Genomic DNA, 25,352 nt, shown 5'->3' with positions numbered 1-25,352 from the left:
GCAAGCATGAGCGCGAACGACTTCGAAGGCCTGGTGGCCGTGATCACCGGCGGCGCATCCGGGATCGGACTGGCCACGGCACTCGAGCTGGCGGGCCGCGGGGCGCAGGTCGCGGTGCTCGACCTCAATCCCGAGGTCCCCGCCCCACTCGCGGGGTTCACCGCCAATGTCGCCGACCGCGCGTCGGTGGATGCCGCGATAGCGGCCGTCGGCGAGCGCTTCGGACGGATCGACATCCTCATCAACAATGCCGGGATCGGCGCAGCCGGCACCGTCGCCGACAACGACGACGACGAGTGGGCGCGCGTGCTGAACATCAACGTCATCGGCATGGCCCGCGTCTCGGCCGCGGCGCTGCCCTGGCTGCGCGAGAGCCCGGCTGGCGCCATCGTCAACACCAGCTCGATCGCAGCGCAGAGCGGCCTGCCGCTGCGCGCGCTCTACTCGGCGTCGAAGGGCGCCGTGCTGGCGCTCACCCGGGCGATGGCGACCGACCACGTGCGTGAAGGGATCCGGGTCAACTGCGTGTGCCCCGGCACCGCCGCCACGCCCTGGGTGGACCGCCTGCTGTCCCAGGCCGACGACCCCGAGGCGGAGCGCGCCGCGCTCGACGCCCGGCAGGCCATCGGCCGGCTCGTGACCGCCGAAGAGGTCGCGCACGCGATCTGCTACCTCGCGAGCCCGCTTTCCGGCTCGACGACCGGCACCGCGCTCGACGTCGACGGCGGCGCCACGCACGTCCGCGTCCGGCCCCTGACGGCCTGATGCGCGTCGCCCAGGTCATCCGGCTCGACCCGGAGCTCATCGAGGAGTACGAGCGCGTCCACGCGGCGGTGTGGCCCGAGGTGCTCGCGCAGATCGCCCGCAGCGGCATCCGCAACTACTCCATCCACCGGTACGGCACCCTGCTCTTCTCGCTCTTCGAGTACGTCGGCGAGGACTACGACGCGGACATGGCGGCGATGGCCGAGGACGAAGCCACGCAGCGCTGGTGGGCCGTGTGCGGTCCGATGCAGCGCGCGGTGCCCGAAGCGACCGACGGCGAGTGGTGGCACACGATCCCGGAAGTGTTCCACGTCGACTGAGCGTTCTGCGGCCCGCCCGGCGGTCGGCACCGGCGCGGATAGGATGGGTAGCGTCCGGCACCCCCGATTCGCATCGGCCCGATCCTGGAGTTCAGCCGCGTGACCACCCCCTCAAAGACCACTGCGGCTCGTCCTGCCGCAGACACCGTCGACAACGCCGCTGCCACGCCCGAGCGCGAGCAGCCCTACGCCGCACTCGGGCTCAAGCCCGACGAGTACGCGCAGATCCGCGAGATCCTCGGCCGGCGGCCCACGAGCGGCGAGCTCGCCATGTACTCGGTGATGTGGTCGGAGCACTGCTCCTACAAGTCGAGCAAGATCTACCTCCGCCAGTTCGGGCAGAAGGTCACCGACCAGATGCGCGAACGCCTCATGGTCGGCATGGGCCAGAACGCCGGCGTCGTCGACATCGGCGAGGGCTGGGCGGTCACGTTCAAAGTCGAGTCGCACAACCACCCGAGCTACATCGAGCCCTTCCAGGGTGCGGCGACCGGCGTCGGCGGCATCGTGCGCGACATCATCTCGATGGGCGCCCGCCCTGTGGCGATCATGGACCAGCTGCGCTTCGGCGCCATCGACCACCCCGACACCGCGCGGGTCGTGCACGGCGTCGTCTCGGGAATCTCGTTCTACGGCAACTGCCTGGGCCTGCCCAACATCGGCGGTGAGACCGTCTTCGACGCCGTCTACCAGGGCAACCCGCTCGTGAACGCCCTCGCGGTCGGCGTCCTCCGTCATGAGGACCTCAAGCTCGCCAACGCGAGCGGCACAGGCAACCAGGTCGTGCTGTTCGGCGCCAGGACCGGCGGCGACGGCATCGGCGGGGCATCCATCCTCGCGTCCGACACGTTCGCCGACGGCGGCCCGACCAAGCGGCCCGCCGTGCAGGTCGGCGACCCGTTCGCCGAGAAGGTGCTCATCGAGTGCTGCCTCGAGCTGTACCGCGACGACCTCGTCGAGGCGATCCAGGACCTCGGCGCCGCCGGCATCTCGTGCGCGACGAGCGAGCTGGCCGCCAACGGCGGCAGCGGCATGCGCGTCGACCTCGAGAAGGTGCTGCTGCGCGACCCCACGCTCACGCCCGAGGAGATCCTCATGAGCGAGAGCCAGGAGCGCATGATGGCGATCGTCGCGCCAGAGAAGCTCGATGCGTTCCTCGAGGTGGTCGGAAAGTGGGATGTCGAGACCAGCGTGCTCGGCGAAGTCACCGGCGACGGCCGCCTGCAGATCTTCTGGCATGGCGAGCAGATCGTCGACGTCGACCCCTCGACGGTCGCCGTCGACGGCCCCGTATACGAGCGGCCCGTGGCCTACCCGACCTGGATCGACGCGCTGCGTGACGACTCGGCGACGGCGCTGCCGCGCGACCTCGACGCTGACACGCTTCGCAGCCAGTTCCTCCAGCTCGTGGCGAGCCCGAACCTCGCCGACACGGCGTGGGTGACCAACCAGTACGACTACTACGTCATGGGCAACACGGCCCTGTCGTTCCCCGACGACGCCGGCATGATCCGCGTCGACGAGCACTCCGGGCTCGGCTTCGCGATCGCCACCGACTGCAACGGGCGGTTCTGCCAGCTCGACCCCTACGAGGGCGCGAAGCTCGCCCTCGCCGAGGCGTACCGCAACGTCGCCGTCACCGGGGCCGTCCCGACGGCTGTCACCGACTGCCTCAACTTCGGCAGCCCCGAGAACCCCGAGGTCATGTGGCAGTTCTCGCGTGCCGTCGAGGGACTGTCGGACGGATGCCTCGAACTCGGCATCCCCGTCACCGGCGGCAACGTCAGCTTCTACAACCAGACCGGCGATGTGCCGATCTTCCCGACGCCGGTCGTCGGCGTGCTCGGGATCATCGACGACGTCGGTCGTCGCATCCCGTCCGGCTGGCAGGACGAGGGCGAGAACATCTACCTCCTCGGCGTCACCGCGACCGAGCTGAGCGGATCGGCGTGGGCGGGCACCGTCCACGACCACCTCGGCGGACGCCCGCCGGCGGTGGACCTCGCCGGCGAGAAGCGCCTCGGCGACCTGCTGCACGCTGCGTCGCTGCAGTCGCTCGTCTCGAGCGCGCACGACCTGTCGTCCGGTGGCCTCGCCCAGGCTCTGGCCGAGGGTGTCATGCGCTTCGGCGTCGGCGCGCGCGTCTGGCTCACCGAGCTCATGGAGCGCGACGGAGTGGATGCCGCGACCGCCCTGTTCTCGGAGTCCACCGGACGGGTCATCGTCTCGGTGCCTCGCGAGGACGACGTGAAGTTCCGGGGCCTGTGCGATGGGCGCGGCTACCCGGTGCTGCGCATCGGCGTCACCGACGCACCCGGCGACGGGGATGCGCCCGCGCTTGAGGTGCAGGGACTGTTCACTGTGCCGCTCACGGAGCTGCGGGACCGGTCGACCGCGACCCTGCCAGCCGTCTTCGGTCCGACCGTGACCGAGCCGGCGCTCTAGGCTGGACCCATGTCCGACGACGACGAGTACACGAGCCTGAACGACACCCGGCAGAAGCGCGTCAAAGTGATCGCCTGGGTCGTCATCGTCAGCCTCATCCTCGTCGGCGGCGGCGCGACCGTGCTGGCCCTGCTCTTCGGCTGATTCAGGGCCTGATTCCCAGCCTGATCCCTTCCCGCGCGGCTAGCATGGCCCCGTGGATCCGCTTCTGGTCTTCGTCGCCGACGTCTGGTGGATCGCGCCGGCGACGATCGGCGCGGGCGCCCTCGGCTGGCTCGGTCTGCGCGGCCAGCGCACCGTGAGCGCACGCCGGCTGGGACTGGACGCCGCGAGACGCGATCTGAGCTCCGCGCGCGCTGCCGTGACCCGAGGGCGAGCCGATGTCGCGGTTGCTCGCGCCGACGTCGCGCGCACGCAGGCCGAGCTGTCCGCGCACAGCGCATCGGAGCGGGATCTCGCGGCTGCGCGCCGCGCGCTCGCCCACGCGAGGCAATCGGCCAGGGCGGCTTCTGCGGGCCTCCGTGCCGCGCGGATCAACCTGCGCACCATGCGTGCGACGATGCCGCGGATCGGCTCCGACCCCGCCGAGTTTCCACTTGCGAAGGTCATGGCCGCTCACACCGCGGTGCTCGTCCGATGGATGGAGTACGAGACCGATCCCGCCAAGGCGATCGCGTATCCCGAGATGAGCGATGGCCGATCGCCGGTGATGGCCGCGTTCCTCCGCGAACAGTCGATCGCTCAGCAGCTGCGTCCCAGCTCTGCCGCCGCGCGGATGACGCCTGCGGATTTCGCCGCCTATCGTGACGCGGTCAGACGGGTCGAGAGTGCATTCGACGCCGCCGAAGAGTCGGTGCTTCGCCAAGCCTCGGGGCAGGCAAAGCCGCTCGGCTACGAGTTCGGCCACTGGGCCGATACCGCGCAGGACCTCCTGTGGAGTGCCCAGCGCGCGGTCGCCTGGTCGGCGGAGGCCATGGCGCGGGTGCGGCCTCCGACATCGCCCCCGCGGTGAGCTGAGCACTCGGTTCGGTGGGCTCCCAGCGGGCTGCACGGCAGACCCCCAGCACCGTGGCGCCCTGCGACGGTTAGCATGACAGGGTGGAGCCCGTCTTCCAGTTCATCGGCGGCTACTGGTGGCTCGTCTTCCCGCTCATGGGCGTGATGGCGAGCGTCGGTGGCGCCTGGGAGCGTCGCGCGCGCCGTCGCCACCGCCGGCGTCTCGAGGTGCTGCACGCCAAGGCCGAGCTCAAGGCGGCGGAGGCGGCCGCTCGCGGCCGCGGCGCTGTCGCGCTTCCGGGGCCCCAGTCCGCGACACCGACTGCCCCCGTGGCGACCCAGCCCTGGTCCGCCCCGCCGTGGCCCGCGCCGCCGTGGCAGCAGCAGAGCGGCGACGGCCGTCCCCCGCAGTCGCAGCTCGAGCGGCTCTTCGCCGCGCACGATGCCGTGACCGCGCGCTGGCTCGAGTACGAACTCGACATCGCGAAGCTCATCGCCTATCCCGCGATGAGCGATGGCCGCCAGCCGCTGACCGCGGCGTTCCTTCGGGCGAAGAAGATGGCCGACGGCCTGCGTCCGGCCACAGCGAAGACCAAGCTCACGCGGGACCAGCTCGCGGAGTACCGCAGCGCTGTCACCGATTTCGAGGTCGCCTTCGACGTGGCCGAACGCGACGCCCGCCGCATCCGCGATTCCGGGTTCACCGACAACGAGCGCAAGCGCCTGGACACCGCGAAGCAGCTCCTCAGCGTCGCGATCGACCAGGCCGCGACGCCGGCGGAGCGCCAGCTCGCCTATCGCCGCGTGCGCGAGGAGCTGGACGGACTCATCTCGGTGTCGGACGAGGCGATCGTCGTGCTCGAGAAGCAGGTCTCGCTGGAGCTCACGACCGGACCCACCCCCCAGACCGCGCCCGCTCCTGCTCCCGGAAAGCCGACGGCAGCACCGCCGGCCTCGCCGGCGGGGTCGACCGGTCCCCAGCCGTCGACCTCGACTGCGGGCCCTTGGCCGGTGCCGGCGCGCACCACCGAGACGGCGCCTGGACGCATCGTGCACCCCAAGCCGCGACCCTGACCGCCGCAGTCAGTCCGCGGTCGGCTCCTCGTTCTCGCTGATCCAGCGATCCACCCGCTCGAACCAGTCGAACAGCCACTCCGCCTGGGCGGGCCGGCCGACGGGGATCTCCGACCGCGGCACCCGCCAGGCGCGCATCGTGATCTGCTTGTCCATCGGCAGCTCGCGCCAGATGTCGGCCGTCGTGACGAGCCGGTCGAGTCCGGTGTGCGCGATGAACACGACGTCGGCGTCGGAGGATGCCTCGAGCGCGGCATGCATCCCGCCCGGCTGCGGCGGCATCACGTGGACCATCGCCTCCGCGCGGTCGGCGAGCGCCGTGCGTCCAGAAGCCCGCAGCCGATCGATGCGGGTGCGGCGGCGCGTCGAGGTCATGTTGCCGCCCTCGGGAAAGATGACGAACGCATCCTCGGGCCCGAGACCGGTGGCGAGGTCCTTCAGGCTGTCCTCGACGCCGCGGCCTCCGCCCTTCGGGCCGCCCTTGGCCCCGAACCCGGAGGGCACGATGAATCGCGCCGGAATCCGGTGCAGCAGGATGTCGACCGCCGGGTCCATCTGCATCGTGTACTTGAGCACGATGCGCGGCCGACGGGCGACGAAGTTGAGCAGGGCGTGGATGAGGATGAACGAGTCGCCCGGTCCGGCGTGCCGGCTGGCGACGATGACCGGCGTGCCGGGCGCGAAGAGCTCCCGGAACGCGGCGGCCGCGGCATCCGCGTCGACTCCGTCCGCTCCCTTCGTGTGGATCGAGAGGCGCAGCACGCCGCCGAAGATCCAGAAGAGCACGCGCAGCGCGGCGGCGCCGATGCGATAGTGCCCTCGTACGAACGCGGGCGAGTGCAGCTTCCAGCCGAAGCCCGACGCGATCCACATCGCCAGCAGGACGATTAGCAGCACCGAGTCCCAGAGCAGGTAGACCGTGATGAGCCACATCACCCGCGGCAGCCGGAACCGTCCGGGCACGAGCGAGGTCAGCGCAAGGGCGACCAGCAGCCAGAGGGGCGAGAGCACCAGCAGCAGGACCGAGATGATGATGATGAGCGGGGCGACGACGACGCGGCGCACCCAGAGCGGAGGCAGCCGCATCAGTCCTCGCTTCCCGTCACAACCGGCGCGGACGCGAGTCCGCGATCGATGAGGAAGTCCCGGCTGGCCTCGTAGGCCTGGTCGATGCGCAGGCGCACGGTCTCCATCTTCCGGTAGGAACGCAGGGTGTCGTCCCCCTCCAACGGACCGCCGGTGGGCAGGACGTAAAGGTCGACGTCCGCGGGGAGCGTCGCCAGATCGCGGGCGAAGCGGTGGCGCCGGGCGATCTCGAACGCGACGCGCGCGGTGTCGACAGCAGACGATGGCGCGACCAGCGGCGTCTCGACCCGCCCGACCTGCAGCACGAAGATCGTCTTCGCCCCGGCGAGCACGGCCTGCTCGATCGGGATCGAGTTGACGATGCCGCCGTCGATGTAGTGCTCGTCGCCGATGCGGGTCGCGGGCAGGAGCCCGGGCACCGACGACGACGCCAGCACCGCGTCGATGAGCGGCCCGGAGTCGAACACCTGCTCGGCGGCGCGTTCGATGCTCGCCGCGACGACCTGGAGCGGCACGGCCAGCCCCTCGAAGGTGGCGTCCGCGCCCAGATTGCGCTCGAGCAGCTCGCGCAGGGGCTGGGGGGAGTTCAGATGGGTCTTGGTCTTCACCAGCCGGCTGATCTGGGTGGCGAGCGAGCCGCCGTAGACCGCGTTCGCCTCGGCCGACGTCCACGCCGTCATCAGCTTCTCGATCACCGTCAGGGTCGGATCACTCGCCACCAGCGCTCCGTTGATCGCGCCGATCGACGTGCCGACGACGAGATCGGGTCGGATGTCGGCGCGCAGCAGCGCATCGATCATGCCGATCTCCACGGCGCCGCGCACCCCACCACCACCCAGCACGAACGCAATGGGGTGTTCCGCCACGACCCGCTCCGCTCTGCCTCGATGTCCTTCCCCATTGTCTACCCCACCTTGCTCCGCCCGCGCACCCGCTGGGGGCCGATGTCGCTCTTGACAGGCGAGTCCTCCCGGATGCATGGTTAGTTAGTCAAGTAACTAACCAACAGACGGAGTGGGTGTGATCGAAGAGGGCAGGCCGCTCTTCCTGCAGATCGCAGAGCGCGTCGAGGACTCGATCGTCGAGGGCAGCCTGTCCGAAGAGGCTCAGGCTCCGTCMACGAACGAACTCGCCGCGTTCTACCGCATCAATCCGGCCACGGCGGCGAAGGGAGTGAACATGCTCGTCGACAAGGGCGTGCTCTACAAGCGGCGGGGGATCGGGATGTTCGTCTCGCCCGGAGCCCGCGCGCTCCTGCGCGCAGAACGCCGCGCCGCGTTCGCCGATCGATTCGTCGAGCCGCTGCTCGCCGAGGCACGCACGCTCGGGTTCGAGCCCGACGACCTCACCGAACTCATCCGCGAACGCGCCGCGAACGGCGGCGGGGCCGCGGCATCCGTCTCCCCGGAAGGAGCCGAACGATGACCGCACCCGAAACGGTGATCGAGGTGGACCACCTCACCAAGCGCTACCGCGACACGATCGCGGTGGATGACGTGAGCCTCCGCATCCGCAAGGACACGATCTACGGCCTGCTCGGACGCAACGGCGCGGGCAAGACGACGGTCATGTCGATCCTCACCGCGCAGAACTTCGCCACCTCCGGCGACGTGCGCATCTTCGGACAGAGTCCCTACGAGAACGCCAAGGTGCTCCGGCGGATGTGCTTCGTGCGCGAGAGCCAGAAGTACCCGGACGACGCCCGGCCCAAGCACGCCCTCGCCACCGCGCGACTGTTCTTCCCGAACTGGAACCAGGATCTCGCCGATCGGCTCGTCGATGACTTCCAGCTGCCGCTCACACGCCGGATCAAGAAGCTCTCCCGTGGGCAGCTGTCGGCGGTGGGCGTGATCATCGGCCTGGCATCGCGTGCCGACATCACGTTCTTCGATGAGCCCTACCTCGGTCTCGACGCCGTCGCCAGGCAGATCTTCTACGACCGGCTCCTCGAGGACTACACCGAGCATCCGCGCACGGTCCTCCTCTCGAGTCACCTGATCGACGAGGTGTCGAACCTCATCGAGCGGGTGCTGGTCATCGACCGGGGGCGGATCATCATGGACGAGGACACGGATGCCGTCCGCGACTGTGCGGCGAACATCGTGGGCGACGCCGCCGCTGTCGAGGCCTTCGTCGCGGGGCGCGATGTGATCCACCGGGAGAGCCTCGGACGAGTGGCATCCGTCACCGTGCTCGGTGCGCTGTCGGCCGGCGAGCGGGAGCGGCTCGCCGCCACCGGGCTCGAGGTCGCACCGGTATCGCTGCAGCAGCTCATCGTGCGCCTGACGCAGCATGTCTCCGCAGCCGATCCCGACCGAACCGCCGCCGTCGAGCAAGGAGCACTGCGATGAACCGCACGGTCAGCGTCGTCCGCATGCAGCTGATCAACAGGCAGACCTACATCTGGATCCCCCTGATGATCCTGGGTGCCGCGTTCCTGATGACGCTCGCGATCTACGCGATCCTCGCCGGGTCGGGGATTGAAGGCCCCTTCTACGGCGCCGGTCAGCAGGCGCCGATCTGGTACTTCGGCATCGTCGGCATCCAGGCGCTCACCCTCACCTTCCCGTTCTCGCAGGCGATGAGCGTCACACGCTGGGAGTTCTATCTCGGCACTCTGCTCACGGCGGCGCTGACCTCCGCGATCCTCGGCGGGATCGCCGTCGTGGGCGGTCTCCTCGAGCAGGCGACCGATGGCTGGGGCTTCGACGGGTACTTCTTCGGGCTGCCCTGGGTTTGGGAGTACGGGCCCGTCGGGGCCTTCCTCGGCAACTTCGCCCTCGCGATGCTGTTCTTCGTGATCGGCTTCTGGACCGCCACGATCTACAAGCGCTTCGGCGGCGTCGCACTCACGGCCGTGCTCGTCGGGATCGGGGCCCTCTTCGTCCTCGGGCTCTGGGTGGTCGGCCGCGTGGACGCGTGGGGCGTGGTCTGGCAGTGGATGGCCGGCCAGGGCGTCATCGGACTGTCGCTGTGGGGCCTGCTGCTCGGCGCCGTGCTCGCCGGCATCGCCTTCCTCACACTGCGCCGCGCCGTGCCCTGATCAGGCGTCGTTCCTCAGCGGCTGTCTGCGGCAGCGGTGTGGTGGCGGATGACCTCGGCGACGACGAAGTTGAACCACTTCTCGGCGAACTCGGGGTCGAGGTCGGCCTCGATCGCGAGCCGACGCAGGCGGGCGAGCTGCTGCTCTTCGCGCACCGGATCGGACGGTGCCATGCCGTGCTCAGCCTTGAGCTGACCCACCTGCTTCGTGGAGCGGAAGCGCTCGGCGAGCATGAAGATCAGCGCCGCGTCGATGTTGTCGATGCTGCCGCGCAGGTGCTGCAGGGTCAGCGACGGGTCCTCGTCGGTCATGGCATGCCTCCTCGTGCCTMGACCCTACCCCGCTGACACAGGCCCGCTGAGACTCCTAGAGTGTGCCCATGAGCGATGGGACGGATGCCGCGCAGCGCCTCTCCGCGGATCCGGCGGCCGGGACCGATGCGGCCGTCCCCACTGAGACCGCGGTGGTCGCTCCGGCGCCAGCGCCCCCGCGCCGCGAGATCTGGGCGAACCTGGGGCACCCCTTCGCGATCGGGCTGTCGCTGACCATCGGCGCGCTGGCGGCGGTCGCCCTGGGCGTCGCCTTCCTCAACCTCTCGACGATCGTGATCTACATCGTCATGGCGATGTTCGCCGCCCTGGCCCTCGACCCGGTGGTGCGTCTGCTGGAACGGCGCGGACTCAGTCGCGCGTGGGGAATCGTGATCGCCTACGCGGTCTTCGCGATCCTGCTCGTCCTCGTGCTGTGGTTCGTCGTGCCGGCACTTTTCACCCAGCTGGGCACGCTGGTCGCCAACATCCCGGCGCTGATCAGCAATTTCGAGCAGACCGACTTCTACGCCTGGGCCCAGGGGGCGTTCGGCGACCAGATCGGAACGATCCTCAATCACGTCGAGGCCTTCTTCCTCAATCCGGCGAACCTCGCTGCGATCGGCGGCGGTGTGGTCCATCTCGGCATCGGCATCGCCTCGGCGATCTCCGGTGGCGTCATCATCATCGTCCTGAGCCTGTACTTCCTCGCCGGTCTGCCGGCCATCAAAGACGCGCTGGTGACGCTCGTCCCCGCCCGCAGCCGCCCGACGATGCGCAGCATGACCGACGAGATCACTGGGTCGATCGGCGGCTACCTCACCGGCATGGTGATCCTCGCGTTCTGCAACTCGATGATCGCGCTGGCGCTGCACCTGATCCTTCAGCTCCCGCTTCCAGGCCTCATGGCGATCGCCGCGTTCTGCATCACCCTGATCCCGCTCATCGGGTCGGTCGTCTACTGGATCTTCGCGACCGTCATCGCACTGTTCACCGACCCGACGGCCGCGCTCATCTTCGCCATCGTGTACCTCATCTACATGCAGCTCGAGGCCTACGTGCTCACGCCGCGCGTCATGAGCAAGGCGGTCTCCGTCCCTGGCGCGCTCGTCGTCATCGGCGCCCTGGTCGGCGGCACGCTGATGGGCCTGCTCGGCGCACTGGTCGCGATTCCGATCACGGCGTCGATTCTGCTCATCATCAAACGGATCTACGTGCCACGGCAGGACGCAAAGCTCTGAAGCCCGCTCATCCCGAAAGGATGACGAAAACCGGCGCCGGGCGATCCCTCCGCGGAGGGCACCCCGGTCGGCCCTATCCTGACGGCATGACTGACGACAGCGCGAAGTCCCCGATTCCGCCCGATTCGGTGCCTGCAGCCACCACCGTCGCCGTGGTCGCCGAGTCCGGTGCCTCTGTCACAGGCACTGAGCACGGCCAGGGCCGATCGTTCTGGGCCCGACTCGACAATCCCTTCACCGTAGGTCTGCTGCTGACCCTCGGCGGGCTCGTCGCCCTGCTGCTCGGCATCGCACTGACCAACATCTCGACGATCCTCGTGTACATCGGCCTCGCGGCGTTCGCCGCCCTGGGTCTCGACCCGGTGATCAAATGGCTCGTCAGGCACGGGGTCAAGCGGGGATGGGCGATCGCCATCATCTTCCTGACCGGCTTCGTCCTCGCGGTCGGCCTGCTGCTGCTCGTGGTGCCGACCCTCGTCGAGCAGGTGAGTTCGTTCATCAAGGACTTTCCGTCGACGATCACCAAGTTCGAGAAGACCCCCTTCTACGCCTGGCTGGAGGGGATCTTCGGCACCGGTCTCACCGACCTCATCAGCGAGGTCGAGAAGTTCTTCAGCGACCCGAAGAACGTCGCGGCGATCGGGGGCGGCCTGCTCAAGGTCGGCGCCGGCATCGCCGAAGCCGTCTCGGGCGCACTGATCGTCGTGGTGCTGACCCTTTATTTCACCGCATCGCTCCCCGGCATCAAGGACTCGCTGATGCAGTTCGCACCGGCCCGTCGCCGTGTCGGGGTGCGGGCCATGACCGACCAGATCACCGACTCCGTCGGCGGCTACCTCATGGGCATGGTCATCCTGGCGTTCTTCAACTCCGTGGTGGCGACCATCCTGCACGCGGTGTTGGGTCTGCCCTACCCCCTCCTCATGGGTGTGCTCGCCTTCTCGATCACGATCATCCCGCTGATCGGACCCGTGCTGTACTGGATCGTCGCGACCATCATCGCGCTGTTCACGAGCCCCGTCGCCGCCCTGATCTTCGCGATCTGCTATCTGATCTACATCCAGATCGAGGCGTACGTGCTGACCCCGAAGGTCATGAACCGGGCGATCGAGATCCCCGGCTCACTCGTGGTGATCGGCGCCCTCATCGGCGGCACGCTGCTCGGCTTCATCGGAGCCCTCGTCGCGATCCCGGTCACGGCATCGATCCTGCTGATCATCAAACAGGTGTTCTTCAAGCAGCAGGACGCCAAGATCTAGCGGGCTACGTGTATTGGCGGAGCGCCTCTCGCCGGGAGGAGACGCCGAGCTTACGGTAGATCGCCCGCTGGTGGGTCTTGACGGTGTTCACCGACACGCCCAGCCGGCTCGCGATCTCGGTCGTGGTGAGCGTGGTGCGCAGCTGTTCGAAGACATCGCGTTCGCGCACCGAGAGCGCGGCCAGCTGCGTGCTGCCGGTCTTCGGCCGCAGGCATGACATGAGGAACTTCTCGTGGGCGGTGCCCCACGCGATGTGCGCGCCGAGGAGCTGCCGCAGCTCGGCGTCGTCCTCGGCGAACGGAATTCGCATCGTCTCCTTCTCGGCGACCGCGAGGGCCTCCTCGCAGAGCTCGTGGGCGGCGGGCGCGCGACCTGCCGTCCAGTGCTGCATCGCGCGGGTGACGAGCGTCGCCACCCTCAAGTAGGTCACCTCGCCGTAGGCGGCGTGATGCTTGAGGATCTGCAGCGCCGCGGTCGGATCGCCGCTGCGTCGGAGGATCCCCGCGGCGAGCACGGCGATCAGGGGGGTCGAGGACTCCTCGATGAAGCCGCGCGCCACCGCGACGGCCCGGTCGTGGTGCCCGACCGCTTCCTCCAGGAGGGCGATCGCCAGCTGTCGCATCTTCGGCCAGACCACACCGTGCAGCTCCGAGCTGGGCAGGAACTGCAGCTCCAGGGCCGCACGGCGACACGACCGCTGGTCGCCTCCCGATGCCGCCGCACAGGCGAGCAGCACCCGCGCGAGATCGGCGAAGGTGCGGTTGTGTCCGCTGCCGAAGGCGATGGCGCTGCGCAGATCGCGCTCCGCGGCGGCGGTGTCCATCGCCCAGTACGAGACGAGACCGGAAGCGGTCAGCGCGGTGGCACCCGCGTTCGTCTGCCAGATCGACTCCTCGGGATCGTCATCGGCAAGACCGACCAGCACCGCTCGCGCGCTCTCGAGCCGCCCGGCCAGGGCAAGCGAGAAGGCCAGGCAACCGCGCGCCCGCCGCAGGATCGCTGCGTCGCCCACGGCAGCCGTCTGACGTACGGCGGACTCCAGCGTCTCGATCATGCGGGTCGGATCCATGCGGTACCGCAGGTCGGCCCAGCCGATGAGGAAGGTGATCGCCGCCTGCTCGCGAGCGGAGCGGGCATTCGCGTGCACGAGTCGGCGACGCACGTCCTCGGTGGCCTCGCCGATCAGGGCGCGCTCATCGAGCAGGAAGAGGCGCGCGAGCTCCAGCGTGCGCTCGAAGCGCTCGTCGGGGTCATGGGTGCCGGCCGTCGCGCGGCGGAAGAGATCCCGCCCCGCCTTGCGCTCGCCCATGACGTCGCAGGCGCACGCGCGGACCAGCTGGATCGCCGGGTCGTCCCCGAACGGGGCGGGCAGCGACAGGCACGCGCTGTCGACATCGCCCGCCTCAGCGCCCGCGACCAGGGCGACCCAGCTGTCGAGGATGATGGCCGTCGCCGCAGCGGGATCGTCGACTGCCAGCAGGTGCGCGACGGCGTCGAGCGGGCGAGCTTCCGCCAGCAGGGTGGCCGCCCGGCGGCGCAGTACCTCGAGGGCCGCGGGGTCCTCCTGAGCGAGCAGGTCGCGGCAGTAGCGGGCGAACAGGGAATGCCACTGATAGACCGGTCCGGTCGGGCTGTCGTGCCGATCGAGGAACAGGCCGAGTCGACGGCAGTCCTCGAGCATCGCGACGGCATCCGCGCGGCCGGTGAGCGCCACCGCAAGTCGAGGGGTGAGCTCGTCGCAGACGGCGGCTTCCATGACGAATCGCGCCAGATCCGCGGGCAGCGCGGAGAGGATGACATCGCGCACGTATTCGCGCATGAGACCCCCGCCGCGCCCGGACGTCGCCGCCCGGGGACCGGCACCGCTCAGGAGTGCGAGGCGCACGGCGATCGGCCAGCCCGCGGTGTCCGCGTGGACGGCGACTGGATCGGCACCGGTCGACATCGTCGCGGCGAGCGCGGCCACCTCCGGCGCCTCGAAGGCGAGCGCCTCGGCCCCGATGACGACCTCGGGATTGCTGAGGATGAAGCGCGACATCTGCAGCTCGAGCGGAGTGGTGCCCACGAGCACGATCCGAAGCGCCGGCGGGGCATCGGCGATGAGGGCTCCGAGCAGACCTGCGGCCAGACTCTCGTGCGCCCGCTGTGCGTCGTCGACGACGAGGATCAGCGGCTCCTGCGCATCGGCGAGCGCCTCCCACAGTCGACGGTGCAGCTCGCCCTGCGCGGCCGTGCCCGCATCGACGCCGACCGGGCCGACCAGGCCGAGATCATCCCGCGTGCGCGCGATGGCCGCGATCGCGGAGATGATCTCTCCGTCCACGTAGGCGTGCTCACCCTCCATGGGACCGAGCGCGAGCCAGGCCACCTCGTTCGGCACGGATTCGGTCCAGGTCGTGACCGCGATCGTCTTTCCGAAGCCGCTCGGGGCGGACACGATCGTCACGCGGTTCGAGGCGACCGCGTGCTCGAGCAGCTGGGTGAGCCGGGCGCGATCGAGCGTGGCCGGCTGTCTATGCGGCGGGCGGTGCTGGAGCCACCGTGGCGATGACAGCGCAGACGTCGGCAACGTCATACTGCGACCTCCCTCACGTGTCCCCCCGGCGACGGGCACGCGGGCAGTAGGAGGGCTGGATGCACCGACGAGCTGCGCACGATCCGGACGACTGTCGGGTATCCGGAAAAGGCGCGTCGCGGTTCGGATTGTATCCCGACTGGGTTGCAACCGCGTGAATCGGGTCCCTCAGGGCCTTCCCGAGGGAACGACGAAGCGGCGGCATCCGAGTGGATACCGCCGCTTCGAGGACGTGTTGCGAGCCGATCAGGCCAGGGCGCGTGCCTTGAGCTGGTCGTACTCCGCCTGCGTGATCGTGCCGGCCGCGAGCAGCGCGGCGGCCTTCGAGATCTCTTCGCTGGGGCTCGCGGCGCTCGACGTGGCAACGGACTTGATGTAGGCGTTGGTCGCCTCCTGAGCCTTCTGCGCCTCGGCGATGCTGCGCTCCTGCATGCCGGAGCCGCGCGCGATGAGGTAGATCAGTGCCGTCAGGAACGGCACGAAGATCAGGAACAGAACCCACAGCGCCTTCCAGCCGCCCGAGAGCTTCCGGTCACGGAACAGGTCGCCGAAGATCGAGATCAGGACGAACAGGTACGCCACGAAGGCGAAGACCCAGAAGAACCACAGGACGATATTCCAGAAGTTGTCAAACAATTTTGCCTCCAAGGACAAGGAAGGGGGGCCGGGCAGACCTCCAGTTTCGCCCCATGGCGCCCGGTCGCTCCGCCGGCTCACCCGTATCGGGTGAACCGGACGGAGCGCCGACTGCGATCGGTCAGGCCAGGAGCCGGGCCTTTGCGGCGTCGAACTCGGCGTCGCTGAGAGCACCGGCATCCCGCAGCGCAGCGAGCTTCGTCAGCGATGCGACGATGTCGACCTCAGCGGCCGGAGCCGGAGCCGGCGCGGCGGCGGCGACAGCGGCAGGAGCAGGTGCGGCGGCGAGCTGCTGCGCGACGGCCTCCTGCGCGGCGGCGTTCATGGCCGCCTGCTGCTGAGCAGCCTGATACTGCTGCTGCTCCCACTCGTCCTGAGATCTCTGCTGCTGCTTGTTGTTCATGTGGCCGTTCACGGCGTTGGCCGTGCCCGCGACGACGGCGGTGCGAGCGGCGAGCCCGACAAGCCCCGGGCGTCCGATTCTGCGTCTCATGACTCTTCTCCTTCGTTCTCGATGGCGTCGATCTCTTCGTCGACCTCATCTTCGATGGCGTCAACGATGGCGTTGACGATGGGGGCGGGGATGCGCTGCGCCGACAGCACGAGACCGCCGGTGGCGGCCAGTGCGCCTGCGAGCCGGCGCGCGTAGAGGAGTTCCAGCGCGACGAGTGCCGCAGAGCCGCCCGCCGGGACGAGCTCGGCGAGCTCGGCGATGTCCTCCTGGCCGGTGAGTCCGGTCAGGACGAGGTCGAGAGCACCGAGGCCGTAGCGGTCGGAGTCGTCCTCGATCTCGGTGACGGTGACTTCACCGTCCTCCGACCTGGAGACGACCACGAAGTCGAGTACGCGCAGCACGCCGCTCTCCGAGAGTGCGACGAGCTCTGCGATGACGGCTGGGTCGGGGCGCTCGCCCTCCAGACCGAGCAGGAACAGCTCGACTGGACCGTAACGGAAATCGACCATTGTCTTCCCTTCTTTGATGCGGATCAGACGCTCGCGGAGTCCGGCGAACCACCTCATCAGGGGCGGCGCCACGGACTCCCAGGGTCACGCTCGACGCTAGTCCGGACCGCAGGCACGGGGTAGCCCTGGAGGACCCCGCACTGCCGCGCGCTCACCCGAATCGGGCGACGAAACGCCGATGCGACCCGACGACGTCTCAGCGCGCGCGGACGAGGCACGTCGGAGAGGGCACGTCGACGCGATGGCGCACCCGGCCCGGCACCCCGGTGCGGGTGTCCAGGCCGAGCGAAACCACGTCGTTCGACAGCTGGCCCGCCACCAGGAGCGTGTCGCGTGCGATGACGTGGTGACGTGGCCAGTGCACGCCCGCCTCGACGAGGGCGACCGGCGCGAGCGATTCGCCCTCGCCGCGCACCTGGACCGTGGCGATCGTGTCGCTGCCGCGCACCCCGGCATAGAGGAAGAAGCCGTCGGCGGACGCCGCAAGCTCGGCCGCGGTGTCGTCCGGGAGGATCCCGCCGCCGAGGGTCGTGCCGCCCACGATCCGCCACGATCCGGCCTGGTCCGCGGCGAGCGCGAAGATCTCGTGGGACAGCTCCGTCACGACGTACAGATGGCCGCTCGGGTGCCACACCATGTGCCGGGGGCCCGACCCCTGGGGCAGGACGACCTGCTGGAGCGCCCGCAGTCCGCCTCGGCCCGATCGCCAGAAGCGCACGAGGTCGAGCCCCATGTCGGTGGTGGCGACGAGCCCGCCGGGGAGGAAGACCGACTGGTGGGCGCGAGAGGGTCGGGATGCCTCGTCCCCGGCATCCGCGCCGGGCTCGACCTCGGGCGCCGCGTCGTGGTCGGGAATGAGGTGCGCGTACTCCTCGCCGGCAGCCGCGCGCAGGGCGCGGGTCGCCGCGACGAGGTCGACGTCGACGGCGGGGGAGAGGGTGACAGCGAGCCCGAACGGATCGGCGCCCAGCCCGTAGGGATCGGAAGCGGGGCCATAGGGATCGACGGCGGACTCGGCGATGACCGGCGCGGAGGGCCGGCCCGCGGCATCCAGTGTCATATGCACGACGCGGCCGTCGCCCCAGCAGCCGGCGACGAGCGATCCGCCGTCCGGCGCCACCGCCACATGGCAGTTCGCCTCGCCGGTGGGGATCGGCGCGCCGAGCGGGACGAAGGATGCCTCGCCGCTGCGCCGGAAGGCCTGCACTGCCTGCCCTGCCTCGAGCGCGGCGTAGAGCACGTCCAGCGTCGGGTGCAGGGTCAGCCAGGACGGGGAGCCGGCTGTGGTCGCGGCATCCGTCGCCACCGCCAGCTGTCCGCCCGCCAGCGCGTCGTCCGCCGCTCCGGCCAGCAGCACGCCGATGCCGGTGGCGGCGCCGCCCGACTCAGCGGTGTAGCCGCCTACCCAGAATCGCACGCGCTCGTCAGTCGATGAGGTCGTGGCGCACGATGACGGCGTCACGTGCGGCGCCGACCCCGATGACCGAGATGCGGGTGCCGCTCATCTTCTCGAGCGCCAGCACGTAGTCCTGCGCCGCGAGCGGGAGGTCTTCGAACGTGCGGGCACCGGTGATGTCGTCCTTCCACCCCGGGAAGTACTCCAGGATCGGCTTGGCGTGGTGGAAATCGGACTGGCTGACCGGCACCTCGTCGTACCGGGTGCCGTCGACGTCGTACGCGACGCACACCGGGATCTCGTCGAGCCCGGTGAGGATGTCGAGCTTGGTCATCACGAGATCGGTGATCCCGTTGATCCGCGTGGCGTAGCGCGTGATCGGGGCGTCGTACCAGCCCACCCGGCGCGGACGCCCGGTGGTCGTGCCGAACTCGAAGCCGCGGGAGCGCAGCCACTCGCCGCTCTCGTCGAAGAGCTCGGTCGGGAACGGGCCCGAGCCCACCCGGGTCGTGTAGGCCTTCACGATGCCGACGATCCGGTCGAGGCGATTCGGCCCGACGCCGGCGCCGGTGGCCGCGCCGCCCGCCGTTGCGGACGACGACGTCACGAAGGGGTAGGTGCCGTGGTCGACGTCGAGCATGGTGGCCTGGCCGCCCTCGAACACCACGACGTCGCCGGCGTCCAGCGCGCGGTTGAGCAGCAGCCCGGTGTCATCGACCATCGGACGGAGACGCTCGACATACGAGAGCAGGTCGTCGACGATCTCGTCGCACGTGATGGCCCGGCGGTTGAAGACCTTCACCAGGAGGTGGTTCTTCTGGTCGAGCGCGCCCTCGACCTTCTGGCGCAGGATGTTCTCGTCGAAGATGTCCTGGATGCGGATGCCGACCCGGTTGATCTTGTCCGCGTAGGCGGGGCCGATCCCTCGGCCGGTCGTGCCGATCTGGCGCTTGCCGAGGAAGCGCTCGCCGACGCGGTCGAGCACGCGGTGGTACTGCGTGATGATGTGCGCGTTCGCGCTGACCCGCAGTCGCGACGTGTCGAGGCCGCGCGCGTGCAGCGCCTCGAGCTCGGCGAACAGCACCTCGAGGTCGATCACGACGCCATTGCCGATGACGGGGTTCACGCCGGGGGAGAGGATGCCGGAGGGCAGCAGGTGCAGGGCGTACTTCTCGTCCCCGATCACCACTGTGTGCCCGGCGTTGTTGCCGCCGTTGAACTTGACGACCCAATCGGTGCGGTCACCCAGGAGGTCGGTGGCCTTGCCCTTGCCCTCGTCTCCCCATTGCACTCCGATGATGACGATGCCTGGCATGAAACCCCCTGGGGATGTCGGCGCAACGGGCGCACGCGGACGGGCCCGCTCAGTCTATCGAGCGGGCGGACGCGCGTCCGGGCACTGCGCGCATGAGGGAATACAGCGCTGGAACACCGCATTGCCTTGAATGACGGCCGATTACGTCATCCCCCTTCCCGTTCTCAGAATTGGCTCATCATGTCCACGTCCCACGACCACGCCCACTGGCAGGCCCAGCGCCGCAGCGCCGTCACCGCCGCGCAGGGCAATCTCGCCCTCGTCGAGACCCGCTGGGCCATCGACCCCGCCGATCTCGCGACCGCGCGCGCGGCGGCCCCCGCCACCGCCGAGGTGACGCCGATCCAGCGCACCGACCTCGCCACCGGCGGCACTGAGCTCGGCCTGCGGGTGTGGGATGCCGCGTCCCCCGCCATCCGCTCGTTCGATCGGATCGACACCTACGATCACGATCCCGCCTGGGTCGTGTCCGGCCGCTTCGTGCCGGTGGCCGAGGACCGCACCGTGCCGTTCGAGCACATCCGCGACAACGGCGGTACGCGCGACCTCGTGGTGCCCGGCGACATCCTCGTGACAGTGGACGGTCGCGACTACAACCTCGCGGCGTTCGACGACGGCGGAAAGCTCCTGCTCGTCTTCGCCGACGCGACGAACGGGTCCGAGACCTACGGCGCCGGACGCTTCCTCTACGTGCAGCGCGGAGCGGATGCCACCCCGGGCGAACCCGGCAACGTCGTCCTGGACTTCAACCGAGCCTTCGTCCCGCCGTGCGGGTTCTCCGCGCAGTACAACTGCCCCCTGCCTCCCGTCGCGAACCGGTTCCCCCTGCCGATCCGCGCCGGGGAGAAGAACGTCGTATTCCGCGACGGCTTCGACATCTACGCGGCGTAACCCGTCGTCGCATCCACACAGCAACCTGGAGCATCACCCCACATGAAGAGATCCCTCTCCGTCGCGTCCGCGGCCGTCGCCGCAGTCCTGCTGCTGGCAGGCTGCTCGTCGAGCACCGGCGGCACCGACGCGTCCGCCTCCGCGGACGACGCCACGATCGCGATCGGCTCGCTGTACGAGCCGCAGAACCTCAGCAACACCCAGGGCGGCGGCCAGGGCGTCACCGAGGCATTCAACGGCAACGTCTACGAAGGGCTGTACAAGCTCACCGACGACGGCGAGGTCGAGCCGCTGCTCGCCGAGAACGCCGAGGTGAGCGAAGACGGACTCACCTACACGATCACCCTGCGCGACGGTGTGACCTTCCACTCCGGCAAGGAGCTCACGTCGGCCGACGTCAAGGCGAGCGTCGAGGCGGTCACGGCCGAGGACTCCAAGTCGGCGCGCAAGTCGTCGTTCAAGGTGATCAGCGACATCGCGACGCCGGATGACGCGACAGTCGTGTTCACGCTGTCGCAGCGCTCGATCTCGTTCCTGTACAACCTCAGCTACATCTGGATCATCAACTCCGAGGCGGAGGGCGACCTGACCCAGACCGAGGACGGCACCGGGCCGTACGTGCTCGACGAGTGGAAGCAGGGCAGCACCCTGACCCTCACCCGATGGGACGAGTACTGGGGCGACGCGGCGAAGAACGCCGAGGTCGTCTTCACGTACTTCACCGACGCGACCGCCGAGAACAACGCGCTCCTGACCGGTGAGGTCGACATCATCACGACAGTGCAGAGCCCCGACTCGCTCGCGCAGTTCGACGGCAACGACGACTTCACGGTCAGCGACGGAACCTCCACGACCAAGGAGATCCTCGTCTTCAACGACCGGGTCGCCCCGTTCGACAACACTCTGGTGCGCAAGGCGATCTACTCCGCGATCGACACCGAGAAGCTGCTGTCCTCCATCTGGGGCGACTACGGCACCCTCATCGGCTCGATGGTGCCGCCCACCGACCCGTGGTACGTCGATCTGACGAACGTCAACCCGTACGATCTCGACCTCGCCAAGCAGGAACTCGCCGATGCGGGCTACCCCGACGGCTTCACGTTCACGCTCGACACCCCGAGCTACGACCCGCACCCCGCGGTCGCGGAGTTCCTGCAGTCGCAGCTCGCCGAGGTCGGCATCACGGTCGAGATCAACACGATCAGCGCCGACGAGTGGTACACCAAGGTCTTCCAGGACCTCGACTACACCGCGACGCTGCAGGAGCACGTCAACGACCGCGACGTGGTCTGGTACGGCAACCCCGACTTCTACTGGGGCTATGACAACGCCGACGTGCAGCAGTGGGTGGCCGAGGCCGAGCAGGCGACGACGACCGACGACCAGACCGCGCTCCTCAAGAAGGTCAACGAGCAGATCGCAGCGGATGCCGCGAGCGTCTGGCTGTACCTCTACCCGCAGATCGTCGTCGCCTCGAGCGACGTCAGCGGCTACGGTGTGAACGGCCTGAACTCGCAGTTCTTCGCCTACGACATCGTCAAGTCCTGACCTGACGGCGGATGCCGGGACGCCTGGTCCCGGCATCCGCCGTTTCTCGTGAAACATGCTTCCTTACCTGCTGCGCCGCTCCCTCTTCCTCGTGATCTCGCTCGTGGTCGCGATGATCGTGATCTTCGTGCTCCTCCGCCTGCTGCCTGGTGACCCTGCGAACGCGCTGCTGTCGATCGACGCCACCCCCGACCAGATCGCGGCGGCGCGCGCCCAGGTGGGCTCCGACCAGCCGCTGCTGCAGCAGTTCGCGACCTGGGCGGCGCAGCTGGTGAGCGGTGAGCTCGGCGACTCGTACATCAGCACCCGCCCGGTCGGCCCCGAGGTCGGCGCCCGCCTGGCCGTCACGCTGCCGCTCGCCCTCCTGTCGTTCGTCGTCGCGCTGGTGCTCGCGCTGCTCATCGGGATCACGGCCGCCGTTCGGGCCGACCGCTGGTACGGCATCGTGCTCTCCGGCTTCTCGCAGCTCGGCGTCGCCGTGCCGGTGTTCTGGGTCGGCGTGATCGTGGTCTGGGTGTTCGCCCTCCAGCTCGGCTGGCTCCCCTCCGGCGGCTTCCCCCGCGACGACTGGGAGGACCCTGGCGATGCCCTCCGCTCGCTCGCGCTGCCGGTGCTCACGATCGCCATCGTCATGAGCGCCTCGATCAGCCGCTACGTGCGCTCGGCGACCCTGGACGTGCTGGGCAGCGACTACCTCCGCACCGCCCGCGCCGGCGGAGCCGGACTCACCGAGGCGCTGCTGCGGCACGGCGTGCGCAACGGCTCGGTCCCCGTCATCGCCGTGCTCGGCATCGAGCTGTCGACCACGCTGCTGGGCGCCGTGGTCGTCGAGAGCGTCTTCACGCTGCCTGGGCTCGGCAGCATGCTGCTGACCGGCATCCAGCAGCACGACTACCCGAACATCCAGGGGGTGCTGGTCGTGAGCACGCTGTTCGTGCTGATCGTCGGCTTCGCCGCAGACATCGTCCAGCGCATCATCGACCCGCGCCTGCGCACGAGCGTCTCGGGGAATCGATGAGCCTCCCCGCCCCGCGCGACTCTGTGCATGAAACGGCTCTGGAACAGCAGATCGCCGCTGCGGCTCCGGTCTCGGCATTCCGGCGCCGCGGCCATGCCACGCTCGTGATCGGGCTGATCCTGACCGGCGCGATCATCGTCACCGCGCTCGTCTCGCTCGTCTGGCTGCCGTATTCGCTCTCGGACATCAGCGGCGGTCGCCTCGAGGGGCCGAACGCCACCCACCTGCTCGGCACCGACCGCCTGGGGCGCGACCTGCTGTCGCAGCTCATGGTGGGTGCGCGGATCGCCCTCATCGTCGGTGCCGGCGCGGCCCTGCTCGCCGGCACGATCGGCACCCTCGTCGGGCTCGCGGCCGCCCTCGCCCGCCCCTGGGTCGACGACACCCTCTCCGCGACGCTCGACGTGGTCATCGCGTTCCCGGTACTGCTCCTCGCGATGCTCATCGTGGCCGTGCAGGGCGCGTCGCTGGGCTCGGCGATCTTCGCGATCGGCCTCGCCATGGCCGCCGTCATCGCCCGCCTCACCCGGATCCTCGCCAGACGCGTGCTGCAGGAGCAGTTCGTGACCGCGGCCCGCACGAGCGGCACCCGCCTGCCCGGCATCGTCGGCCGGCACATCCTGCCGAACATCGCGCCGACCCTGGCTGTGGCCCTGGCGCTCCAGTTCGGCGTCGCGGTTCTCGCCGAAGCGAGCCTGTCGTACCTGGGCCTCGGAGCGCCGCCGCCCAATGCCTCATGGGGACGCATGCTGCAGGAGGCCCAGGGCACGGTGCTCACCGCCCCGGTGGGCGCGCTCGCCCCCGGCGTCGCGATCGTCGCCCTCGTCCTCGGCGTGAACTTCCTCGCCGACGGCCTGCGCGAGCGTGCCGACCCGACCAGACGGAGGGCGCGATGAGTCTCCTCGAGGTGACAGGGCTCTCGGTCCACGCCGGCACGACGACGCTCATCCGGGACGTGTCGTTCTCACTCGCTCCCGGCGAGCGCCTGGGGGTGATCGGCGAGTCCGGCTCGGGCAAGTCGGTGACCTCGCTCGCGGCGCTCGGCCTGCTGCCCGACGCTCTCACGGCATCCGGATCCATCCGGCTGGATGGGCACGAGGTCGTCGGCAGCACCGATGCGGCGCTGCGTCGCCTGCGCGGCCCGGTCGCCCAGATCGTCTTCCAGGAGCCGCTCACCGCCCTCGACCCGCTCATGCGGGTCGGCCGTCAGATCGCCGAGCCGCTGCAGCGCCACCTCGGCCTGCGCGGCGCCGCCCTGCGTGCCGCGGTGACGGCGGCCCTCATCGAGGTCGCGCTGCCCGACGAGCGCATCGCGCGCGCCTTCCCCTACGAGCTGTCCGGCGGGCAGCGCCAGCGGGTCGCCATCGCGATCGCCCTGGCCGCTCGTCCGCGTCTGCTCATCGCGGACGAGCCGACGACGGCGCTGGACGTGACCGTGCAGGACGGCGTGCTCGCACTGCTGGAACGACTCGTCGAGGAGCGCGGGATGGCGCTGCTGTTCATCAGCCATGACCTGGCGGTCGTCTCGCGCATGGTGGAGCGGATCGTGGTCATGCGCGAAGGCGTCGTCGTGGAGGAAGGCCCGGTCATGCAGGTCGTGATTCAGCCGCGGCATCCGTACACCGTCGCGCTGGTCGACAGCGCTCGGGCGCTGGATGCGGCACTCGACGCCCCGAACCCCGGCGAGGGGGGAGCGGAATGAGCATCATCGAACTGCGCTCGGCAGGCTTCTCGTACGGCGCCCAGACCGTGCTCGAAGACGTCTCGCTCTCGATCGACGAGGGCGACAGCCTCGGCCTCGTCGGCGAGTCCGGCGCGGGCAAGTCCACGATCCTTCGCCTCCTGCTCGGCCTTTCCGCACCGAAGCAGGGTGCCGTGCTGTTCGACGATGCGCCGTTGAACCTGCGCGACCGCGCGCTCATGCGCCGGTTCCGAGCCGGGGTGCAGCCCGTGTTCCAGGACCCGTATTCGTCGCTGGATCCCCGGCAGCGGATCGACCGGATCGTGGGCGAGCCGCTGCGGTCGCTGCGCATCGCGACGGGATCGGAGGCCCGCGCCCGGGTCGCCGAGGCGCTCGCGTCGGTGAACCTCGACGCCGACACCCTTACCCGCTACCCGCACGAGTTCTCCGGAGGCCAGCGCCAGCGGATCGCGATCGCCCGGGCGATCGTCTCCCGCCCGCGGGTGCTGCTCGCCGACGAGCCGGTGAGCGCACTCGACGTCACGACGCGCGTGCAGGTCATCGACCTCCTCGTCCGGCTGCGGCACGAGCACGGGCTCAGCCTCGTCATGGTGTCGCACGACCTGGGTGCGGTCGCCGCGGTGTGCGAGCGCACCGTGGTGCTGCGCTCCGGCCGCGTCGTCGAGTCKGGACCGACGCGCCGGCTGCTGGCGGCCCCCGAGACCGAGTACGCCCGCACGCTCGTGGGCGCCGTCCCTCGGCTCCCGCGCTGACGCGCTGACGCTTCCGCGT

The 25,352-nt window shown here is 69.6% G+C and carries 26 protein-coding genes; 17 read left to right on the top strand and 9 right to left on the bottom strand.

What is annotated here, in order from left to right:
* Nucleotides 1–6 precede the first annotated feature (6 nt).
* From ACXJ3V_RS08505 to ACXJ3V_RS08480, 6 genes are all read left to right on the top strand, one after another.
* Nucleotides 7–765 (top strand): SDR family NAD(P)-dependent oxidoreductase, encoded by a 759-nt coding sequence (locus ACXJ3V_RS08505; protein WP_457099855.1) that lies wholly within the window; start codon nucleotides 7–9, stop codon nucleotides 763–765.
* Nucleotides 765–1,085 carry an L-rhamnose mutarotase gene (locus tag ACXJ3V_RS08500; protein WP_457099854.1) on the top strand — a complete coding sequence of 107 codons (321 nt, stop codon included), beginning with the start codon at nucleotides 765–767 and terminating at the stop codon, nucleotides 1,083–1,085. Before ACXJ3V_RS08505 ends, ACXJ3V_RS08500 begins: the two co-directional genes overlap by 1 nt.
* A gap of 99 nt (nucleotides 1,086–1,184) precedes the next feature.
* Nucleotides 1,185–3,530 (top strand): phosphoribosylformylglycinamidine synthase subunit PurL, encoded by a 2,346-nt coding sequence (gene purL, locus ACXJ3V_RS08495; protein ID WP_457099853.1) that lies wholly within the window; start codon nucleotides 1,185–1,187, stop codon nucleotides 3,528–3,530.
* A gap of 9 nt (nucleotides 3,531–3,539) precedes the next feature.
* Nucleotides 3,540–3,674: a hypothetical protein gene (locus ACXJ3V_RS08490; protein WP_457099852.1), complete on the top strand. Its 135-nt coding sequence runs from the start codon at nucleotides 3,540–3,542 to the stop codon at nucleotides 3,672–3,674.
* A 52-nt stretch (nucleotides 3,675–3,726) separates the two neighbouring features.
* The gene (locus ACXJ3V_RS08485; protein WP_457099851.1) at nucleotides 3,727–4,542 is read left to right on the top strand and encodes a hypothetical protein; all 816 of its coding nucleotides are present in this window, start codon (nucleotides 3,727–3,729) and stop codon (nucleotides 4,540–4,542) included.
* A gap of 86 nt (nucleotides 4,543–4,628) precedes the next feature.
* Nucleotides 4,629–5,600: a hypothetical protein gene (locus tag ACXJ3V_RS08480; RefSeq protein ID WP_457099850.1), complete on the top strand. Its 972-nt coding sequence runs from the start codon at nucleotides 4,629–4,631 to the stop codon at nucleotides 5,598–5,600.
* A gap of 9 nt (nucleotides 5,601–5,609) precedes the next feature.
* On the opposite strand, the gene ACXJ3V_RS08475 is transcribed toward ACXJ3V_RS08480, so the two are convergent.
* Together ACXJ3V_RS08475 and ACXJ3V_RS08470 are read right to left on the bottom strand one after the other, a co-directional pair.
* Complete coding sequence (locus ACXJ3V_RS08475; RefSeq protein WP_457099849.1) at nucleotides 5,610–6,686, bottom strand: 1-acyl-sn-glycerol-3-phosphate acyltransferase; 1,077 nt, start codon at nucleotides 6,684–6,686, stop codon at nucleotides 5,610–5,612.
* Entirely contained in the window at nucleotides 6,686–7,552 is an 867-nt protein-coding gene (locus ACXJ3V_RS08470) for a patatin-like phospholipase family protein (RefSeq protein WP_457099848.1), read from the bottom strand. The genes ACXJ3V_RS08475 and ACXJ3V_RS08470 overlap by 1 nt, the downstream gene beginning before the upstream one ends.
* Before the next feature lie 154 nt (nucleotides 7,553–7,706).
* On the opposite strand from ACXJ3V_RS08470, the gene ACXJ3V_RS08465 reads away from it, so the two are divergent.
* From ACXJ3V_RS08465 to ACXJ3V_RS08455, 3 genes are read left to right on the top strand one after another with little or no spacing between them, the layout of a single operon-like run.
* A complete protein-coding gene (locus ACXJ3V_RS08465) occupies nucleotides 7,707–8,111 on the top strand; it encodes a GntR family transcriptional regulator (RefSeq protein ID WP_457099847.1) in 405 nt (134 codons plus the stop codon).
* Nucleotides 8,108–9,037, top strand: coding sequence for an ABC transporter ATP-binding protein (locus ACXJ3V_RS08460; protein WP_457099846.1), 930 nt, complete (start codon nucleotides 8,108–8,110; stop codon nucleotides 9,035–9,037). The genes ACXJ3V_RS08465 and ACXJ3V_RS08460 overlap by 4 nt, the downstream gene beginning before the upstream one ends.
* A complete protein-coding gene (locus ACXJ3V_RS08455; protein ID WP_457099845.1) occupies nucleotides 9,034–9,729 on the top strand; it encodes a hypothetical protein in 696 nt (231 codons plus the stop codon). Before ACXJ3V_RS08460 ends, ACXJ3V_RS08455 begins: the two co-directional genes overlap by 4 nt.
* A 14-nt stretch (nucleotides 9,730–9,743) precedes the next feature.
* On the opposite strand, the gene ACXJ3V_RS08450 is transcribed toward ACXJ3V_RS08455, so the two are convergent.
* Nucleotides 9,744–10,040 (bottom strand): chorismate mutase, encoded by a 297-nt coding sequence (locus ACXJ3V_RS08450; RefSeq protein WP_457099844.1) that lies wholly within the window; start codon nucleotides 10,038–10,040, stop codon nucleotides 9,744–9,746.
* Nucleotides 10,041–10,108: 68 nt separating this feature from the next.
* Between ACXJ3V_RS08450 and ACXJ3V_RS08445 the strand changes: the two genes are divergently transcribed.
* Both ACXJ3V_RS08445 and ACXJ3V_RS08440 read left to right on the top strand, forming a co-directional pair.
* The gene (locus ACXJ3V_RS08445) at nucleotides 10,109–11,278 is read left to right on the top strand and encodes an AI-2E family transporter (RefSeq protein WP_457099843.1); all 1,170 of its coding nucleotides are present in this window, start codon (nucleotides 10,109–10,111) and stop codon (nucleotides 11,276–11,278) included.
* 86 nt (nucleotides 11,279–11,364) lie between these two features.
* Nucleotides 11,365–12,537 (top strand): AI-2E family transporter, encoded by a 1,173-nt coding sequence (locus tag ACXJ3V_RS08440; RefSeq protein WP_457099842.1) that lies wholly within the window; start codon nucleotides 11,365–11,367, stop codon nucleotides 12,535–12,537.
* A 4-nt stretch (nucleotides 12,538–12,541) separates the two neighbouring features.
* On the opposite strand, the gene ACXJ3V_RS08435 is transcribed toward ACXJ3V_RS08440, so the two are convergent.
* From ACXJ3V_RS08435 to ACXJ3V_RS08410, 6 genes are all read right to left on the bottom strand, one after another.
* Nucleotides 12,542–15,112, bottom strand: coding sequence for a LuxR C-terminal-related transcriptional regulator (locus tag ACXJ3V_RS08435; RefSeq protein ID WP_457099841.1), 2,571 nt, complete (start codon nucleotides 15,110–15,112; stop codon nucleotides 12,542–12,544).
* Between the two features lie 246 nt (nucleotides 15,113–15,358).
* Nucleotides 15,359–15,748: an SHOCT domain-containing protein gene (locus tag ACXJ3V_RS08430; RefSeq protein ID WP_457099840.1), complete on the bottom strand. Its 390-nt coding sequence runs from the start codon at nucleotides 15,746–15,748 to the stop codon at nucleotides 15,359–15,361.
* 121 nt (nucleotides 15,749–15,869) lie between these two features.
* Nucleotides 15,870–16,241, bottom strand: a complete 372-nt coding sequence (locus tag ACXJ3V_RS08425) for an SHOCT domain-containing protein (protein ID WP_457099839.1) — start codon at nucleotides 16,239–16,241, stop codon at nucleotides 15,870–15,872.
* Nucleotides 16,238–16,711, bottom strand: a complete 474-nt coding sequence (locus ACXJ3V_RS08420; protein ID WP_457099838.1) for a DUF6325 family protein — start codon at nucleotides 16,709–16,711, stop codon at nucleotides 16,238–16,240. The genes ACXJ3V_RS08425 and ACXJ3V_RS08420 overlap by 4 nt, the downstream gene beginning before the upstream one ends.
* A gap of 196 nt (nucleotides 16,712–16,907) precedes the next feature.
* Nucleotides 16,908–18,128 (bottom strand): lactonase family protein, encoded by a 1,221-nt coding sequence (locus ACXJ3V_RS08415; RefSeq protein WP_457099837.1) that lies wholly within the window; start codon nucleotides 18,126–18,128, stop codon nucleotides 16,908–16,910.
* Nucleotides 18,129–18,135: 7 nt separating this feature from the next.
* Nucleotides 18,136–19,422 carry an adenylosuccinate synthase gene (locus ACXJ3V_RS08410; RefSeq protein WP_457099836.1) on the bottom strand — a complete coding sequence of 429 codons (1,287 nt, stop codon included), beginning with the start codon at nucleotides 19,420–19,422 and terminating at the stop codon, nucleotides 18,136–18,138.
* 180 nt (nucleotides 19,423–19,602) lie between these two features.
* On the opposite strand from ACXJ3V_RS08410, the gene ACXJ3V_RS08405 reads away from it, so the two are divergent.
* Genes ACXJ3V_RS08405 through ACXJ3V_RS08380 form a run of 6 tightly spaced genes read left to right on the top strand, consistent with a single transcriptional unit; the run spans nucleotide 19,603 to nucleotide 25,333 of the window.
* Complete coding sequence (locus ACXJ3V_RS08405) at nucleotides 19,603–20,313, top strand: DUF1684 domain-containing protein (protein WP_457099835.1); 711 nt, start codon at nucleotides 19,603–19,605, stop codon at nucleotides 20,311–20,313.
* A 42-nt stretch (nucleotides 20,314–20,355) separates the two neighbouring features.
* Complete coding sequence (locus ACXJ3V_RS08400; protein ID WP_457099834.1) at nucleotides 20,356–21,861, top strand: ABC transporter substrate-binding protein; 1,506 nt, start codon at nucleotides 20,356–20,358, stop codon at nucleotides 21,859–21,861.
* Between the two features lie 55 nt (nucleotides 21,862–21,916).
* The gene (locus ACXJ3V_RS08395) at nucleotides 21,917–22,879 is read left to right on the top strand and encodes an ABC transporter permease (RefSeq protein ID WP_457099833.1); all 963 of its coding nucleotides are present in this window, start codon (nucleotides 21,917–21,919) and stop codon (nucleotides 22,877–22,879) included.
* Nucleotides 22,876–23,775: an ABC transporter permease gene (locus tag ACXJ3V_RS08390; protein WP_457099832.1), complete on the top strand. Its 900-nt coding sequence runs from the start codon at nucleotides 22,876–22,878 to the stop codon at nucleotides 23,773–23,775. The genes ACXJ3V_RS08395 and ACXJ3V_RS08390 overlap by 4 nt, the downstream gene beginning before the upstream one ends.
* Nucleotides 23,772–24,581, top strand: coding sequence for an ATP-binding cassette domain-containing protein (locus tag ACXJ3V_RS08385; protein WP_457099831.1), 810 nt, complete (start codon nucleotides 23,772–23,774; stop codon nucleotides 24,579–24,581). The genes ACXJ3V_RS08390 and ACXJ3V_RS08385 overlap by 4 nt, the downstream gene beginning before the upstream one ends.
* Nucleotides 24,578–25,333 carry an ABC transporter ATP-binding protein gene (locus tag ACXJ3V_RS08380; protein WP_457099830.1) on the top strand — a complete coding sequence of 252 codons (756 nt, stop codon included), beginning with the start codon at nucleotides 24,578–24,580 and terminating at the stop codon, nucleotides 25,331–25,333. Before ACXJ3V_RS08385 ends, ACXJ3V_RS08380 begins: the two co-directional genes overlap by 4 nt.
* Nucleotides 25,334–25,352: the final 19 nt, after the last annotated feature.

It is taken from the genome of Microbacterium sp. P5_E9 (assembly GCF_054049175.1).
This window is presented reverse-complemented; position numbering and strand designations above follow the sequence as displayed.

What these genes read in the sequence shown, in the direction of transcription:
- ACXJ3V_RS08390 (WP_457099832.1), top strand. Translation starts at nt 22,876, where the DNA reads ATGAGCCTCCCCGCCCCGCGCGACTCTGTGCATGAAACGGCTCTGGAA.
- ACXJ3V_RS08435 (WP_457099841.1), bottom strand. Translation starts at nt 15,112, where the DNA reads ATGACGTTGCCGACGTCTGCGCTGTCATCGCCACGGTGGCTCCAGCAC.
- ACXJ3V_RS08440 (WP_457099842.1), top strand. Translation starts at nt 11,365, where the DNA reads ATGACTGACGACAGCGCGAAGTCCCCGATTCCGCCCGATTCGGTGCCT.
- ACXJ3V_RS08385 (WP_457099831.1), top strand. Translation starts at nt 23,772, where the DNA reads ATGAGTCTCCTCGAGGTGACAGGGCTCTCGGTCCACGCCGGCACGACG.
- ACXJ3V_RS08455 (WP_457099845.1), top strand. Translation starts at nt 9,034, where the DNA reads ATGAACCGCACGGTCAGCGTCGTCCGCATGCAGCTGATCAACAGGCAG.
- ACXJ3V_RS08475 (WP_457099849.1), bottom strand. Translation starts at nt 6,686, where the DNA reads ATGCGGCTGCCTCCGCTCTGGGTGCGCCGCGTCGTCGTCGCCCCGCTC.
- ACXJ3V_RS08500 (WP_457099854.1), top strand. Translation starts at nt 765, where the DNA reads ATGCGCGTCGCCCAGGTCATCCGGCTCGACCCGGAGCTCATCGAGGAG.
- ACXJ3V_RS08425 (WP_457099839.1), bottom strand. Translation starts at nt 16,241, where the DNA reads ATGAGACGCAGAATCGGACGCCCGGGGCTTGTCGGGCTCGCCGCTCGC.
- ACXJ3V_RS08420 (WP_457099838.1), bottom strand. Translation starts at nt 16,711, where the DNA reads ATGGTCGATTTCCGTTACGGTCCAGTCGAGCTGTTCCTGCTCGGTCTG.
- ACXJ3V_RS08410 (WP_457099836.1), bottom strand. Translation starts at nt 19,422, where the DNA reads ATGCCAGGCATCGTCATCATCGGAGTGCAATGGGGAGACGAGGGCAAG.
- ACXJ3V_RS08460 (WP_457099846.1), top strand. Translation starts at nt 8,108, where the DNA reads ATGACCGCACCCGAAACGGTGATCGAGGTGGACCACCTCACCAAGCGC.
- ACXJ3V_RS08395 (WP_457099833.1), top strand. Translation starts at nt 21,917, where the DNA reads ATGCTTCCTTACCTGCTGCGCCGCTCCCTCTTCCTCGTGATCTCGCTC.
- ACXJ3V_RS08505 (WP_457099855.1), top strand. Translation starts at nt 7, where the DNA reads ATGAGCGCGAACGACTTCGAAGGCCTGGTGGCCGTGATCACCGGCGGC.
- ACXJ3V_RS08405 (WP_457099835.1), top strand. Translation starts at nt 19,603, where the DNA reads ATGTCCACGTCCCACGACCACGCCCACTGGCAGGCCCAGCGCCGCAGC.
- ACXJ3V_RS08490 (WP_457099852.1), top strand. Translation starts at nt 3,540, where the DNA reads ATGTCCGACGACGACGAGTACACGAGCCTGAACGACACCCGGCAGAAG.
- ACXJ3V_RS08445 (WP_457099843.1), top strand. Translation starts at nt 10,109, where the DNA reads ATGAGCGATGGGACGGATGCCGCGCAGCGCCTCTCCGCGGATCCGGCG.
- ACXJ3V_RS08400 (WP_457099834.1), top strand. Translation starts at nt 20,356, where the DNA reads ATGAAGAGATCCCTCTCCGTCGCGTCCGCGGCCGTCGCCGCAGTCCTG.
- ACXJ3V_RS08450 (WP_457099844.1), bottom strand. Translation starts at nt 10,040, where the DNA reads ATGACCGACGAGGACCCGTCGCTGACCCTGCAGCACCTGCGCGGCAGC.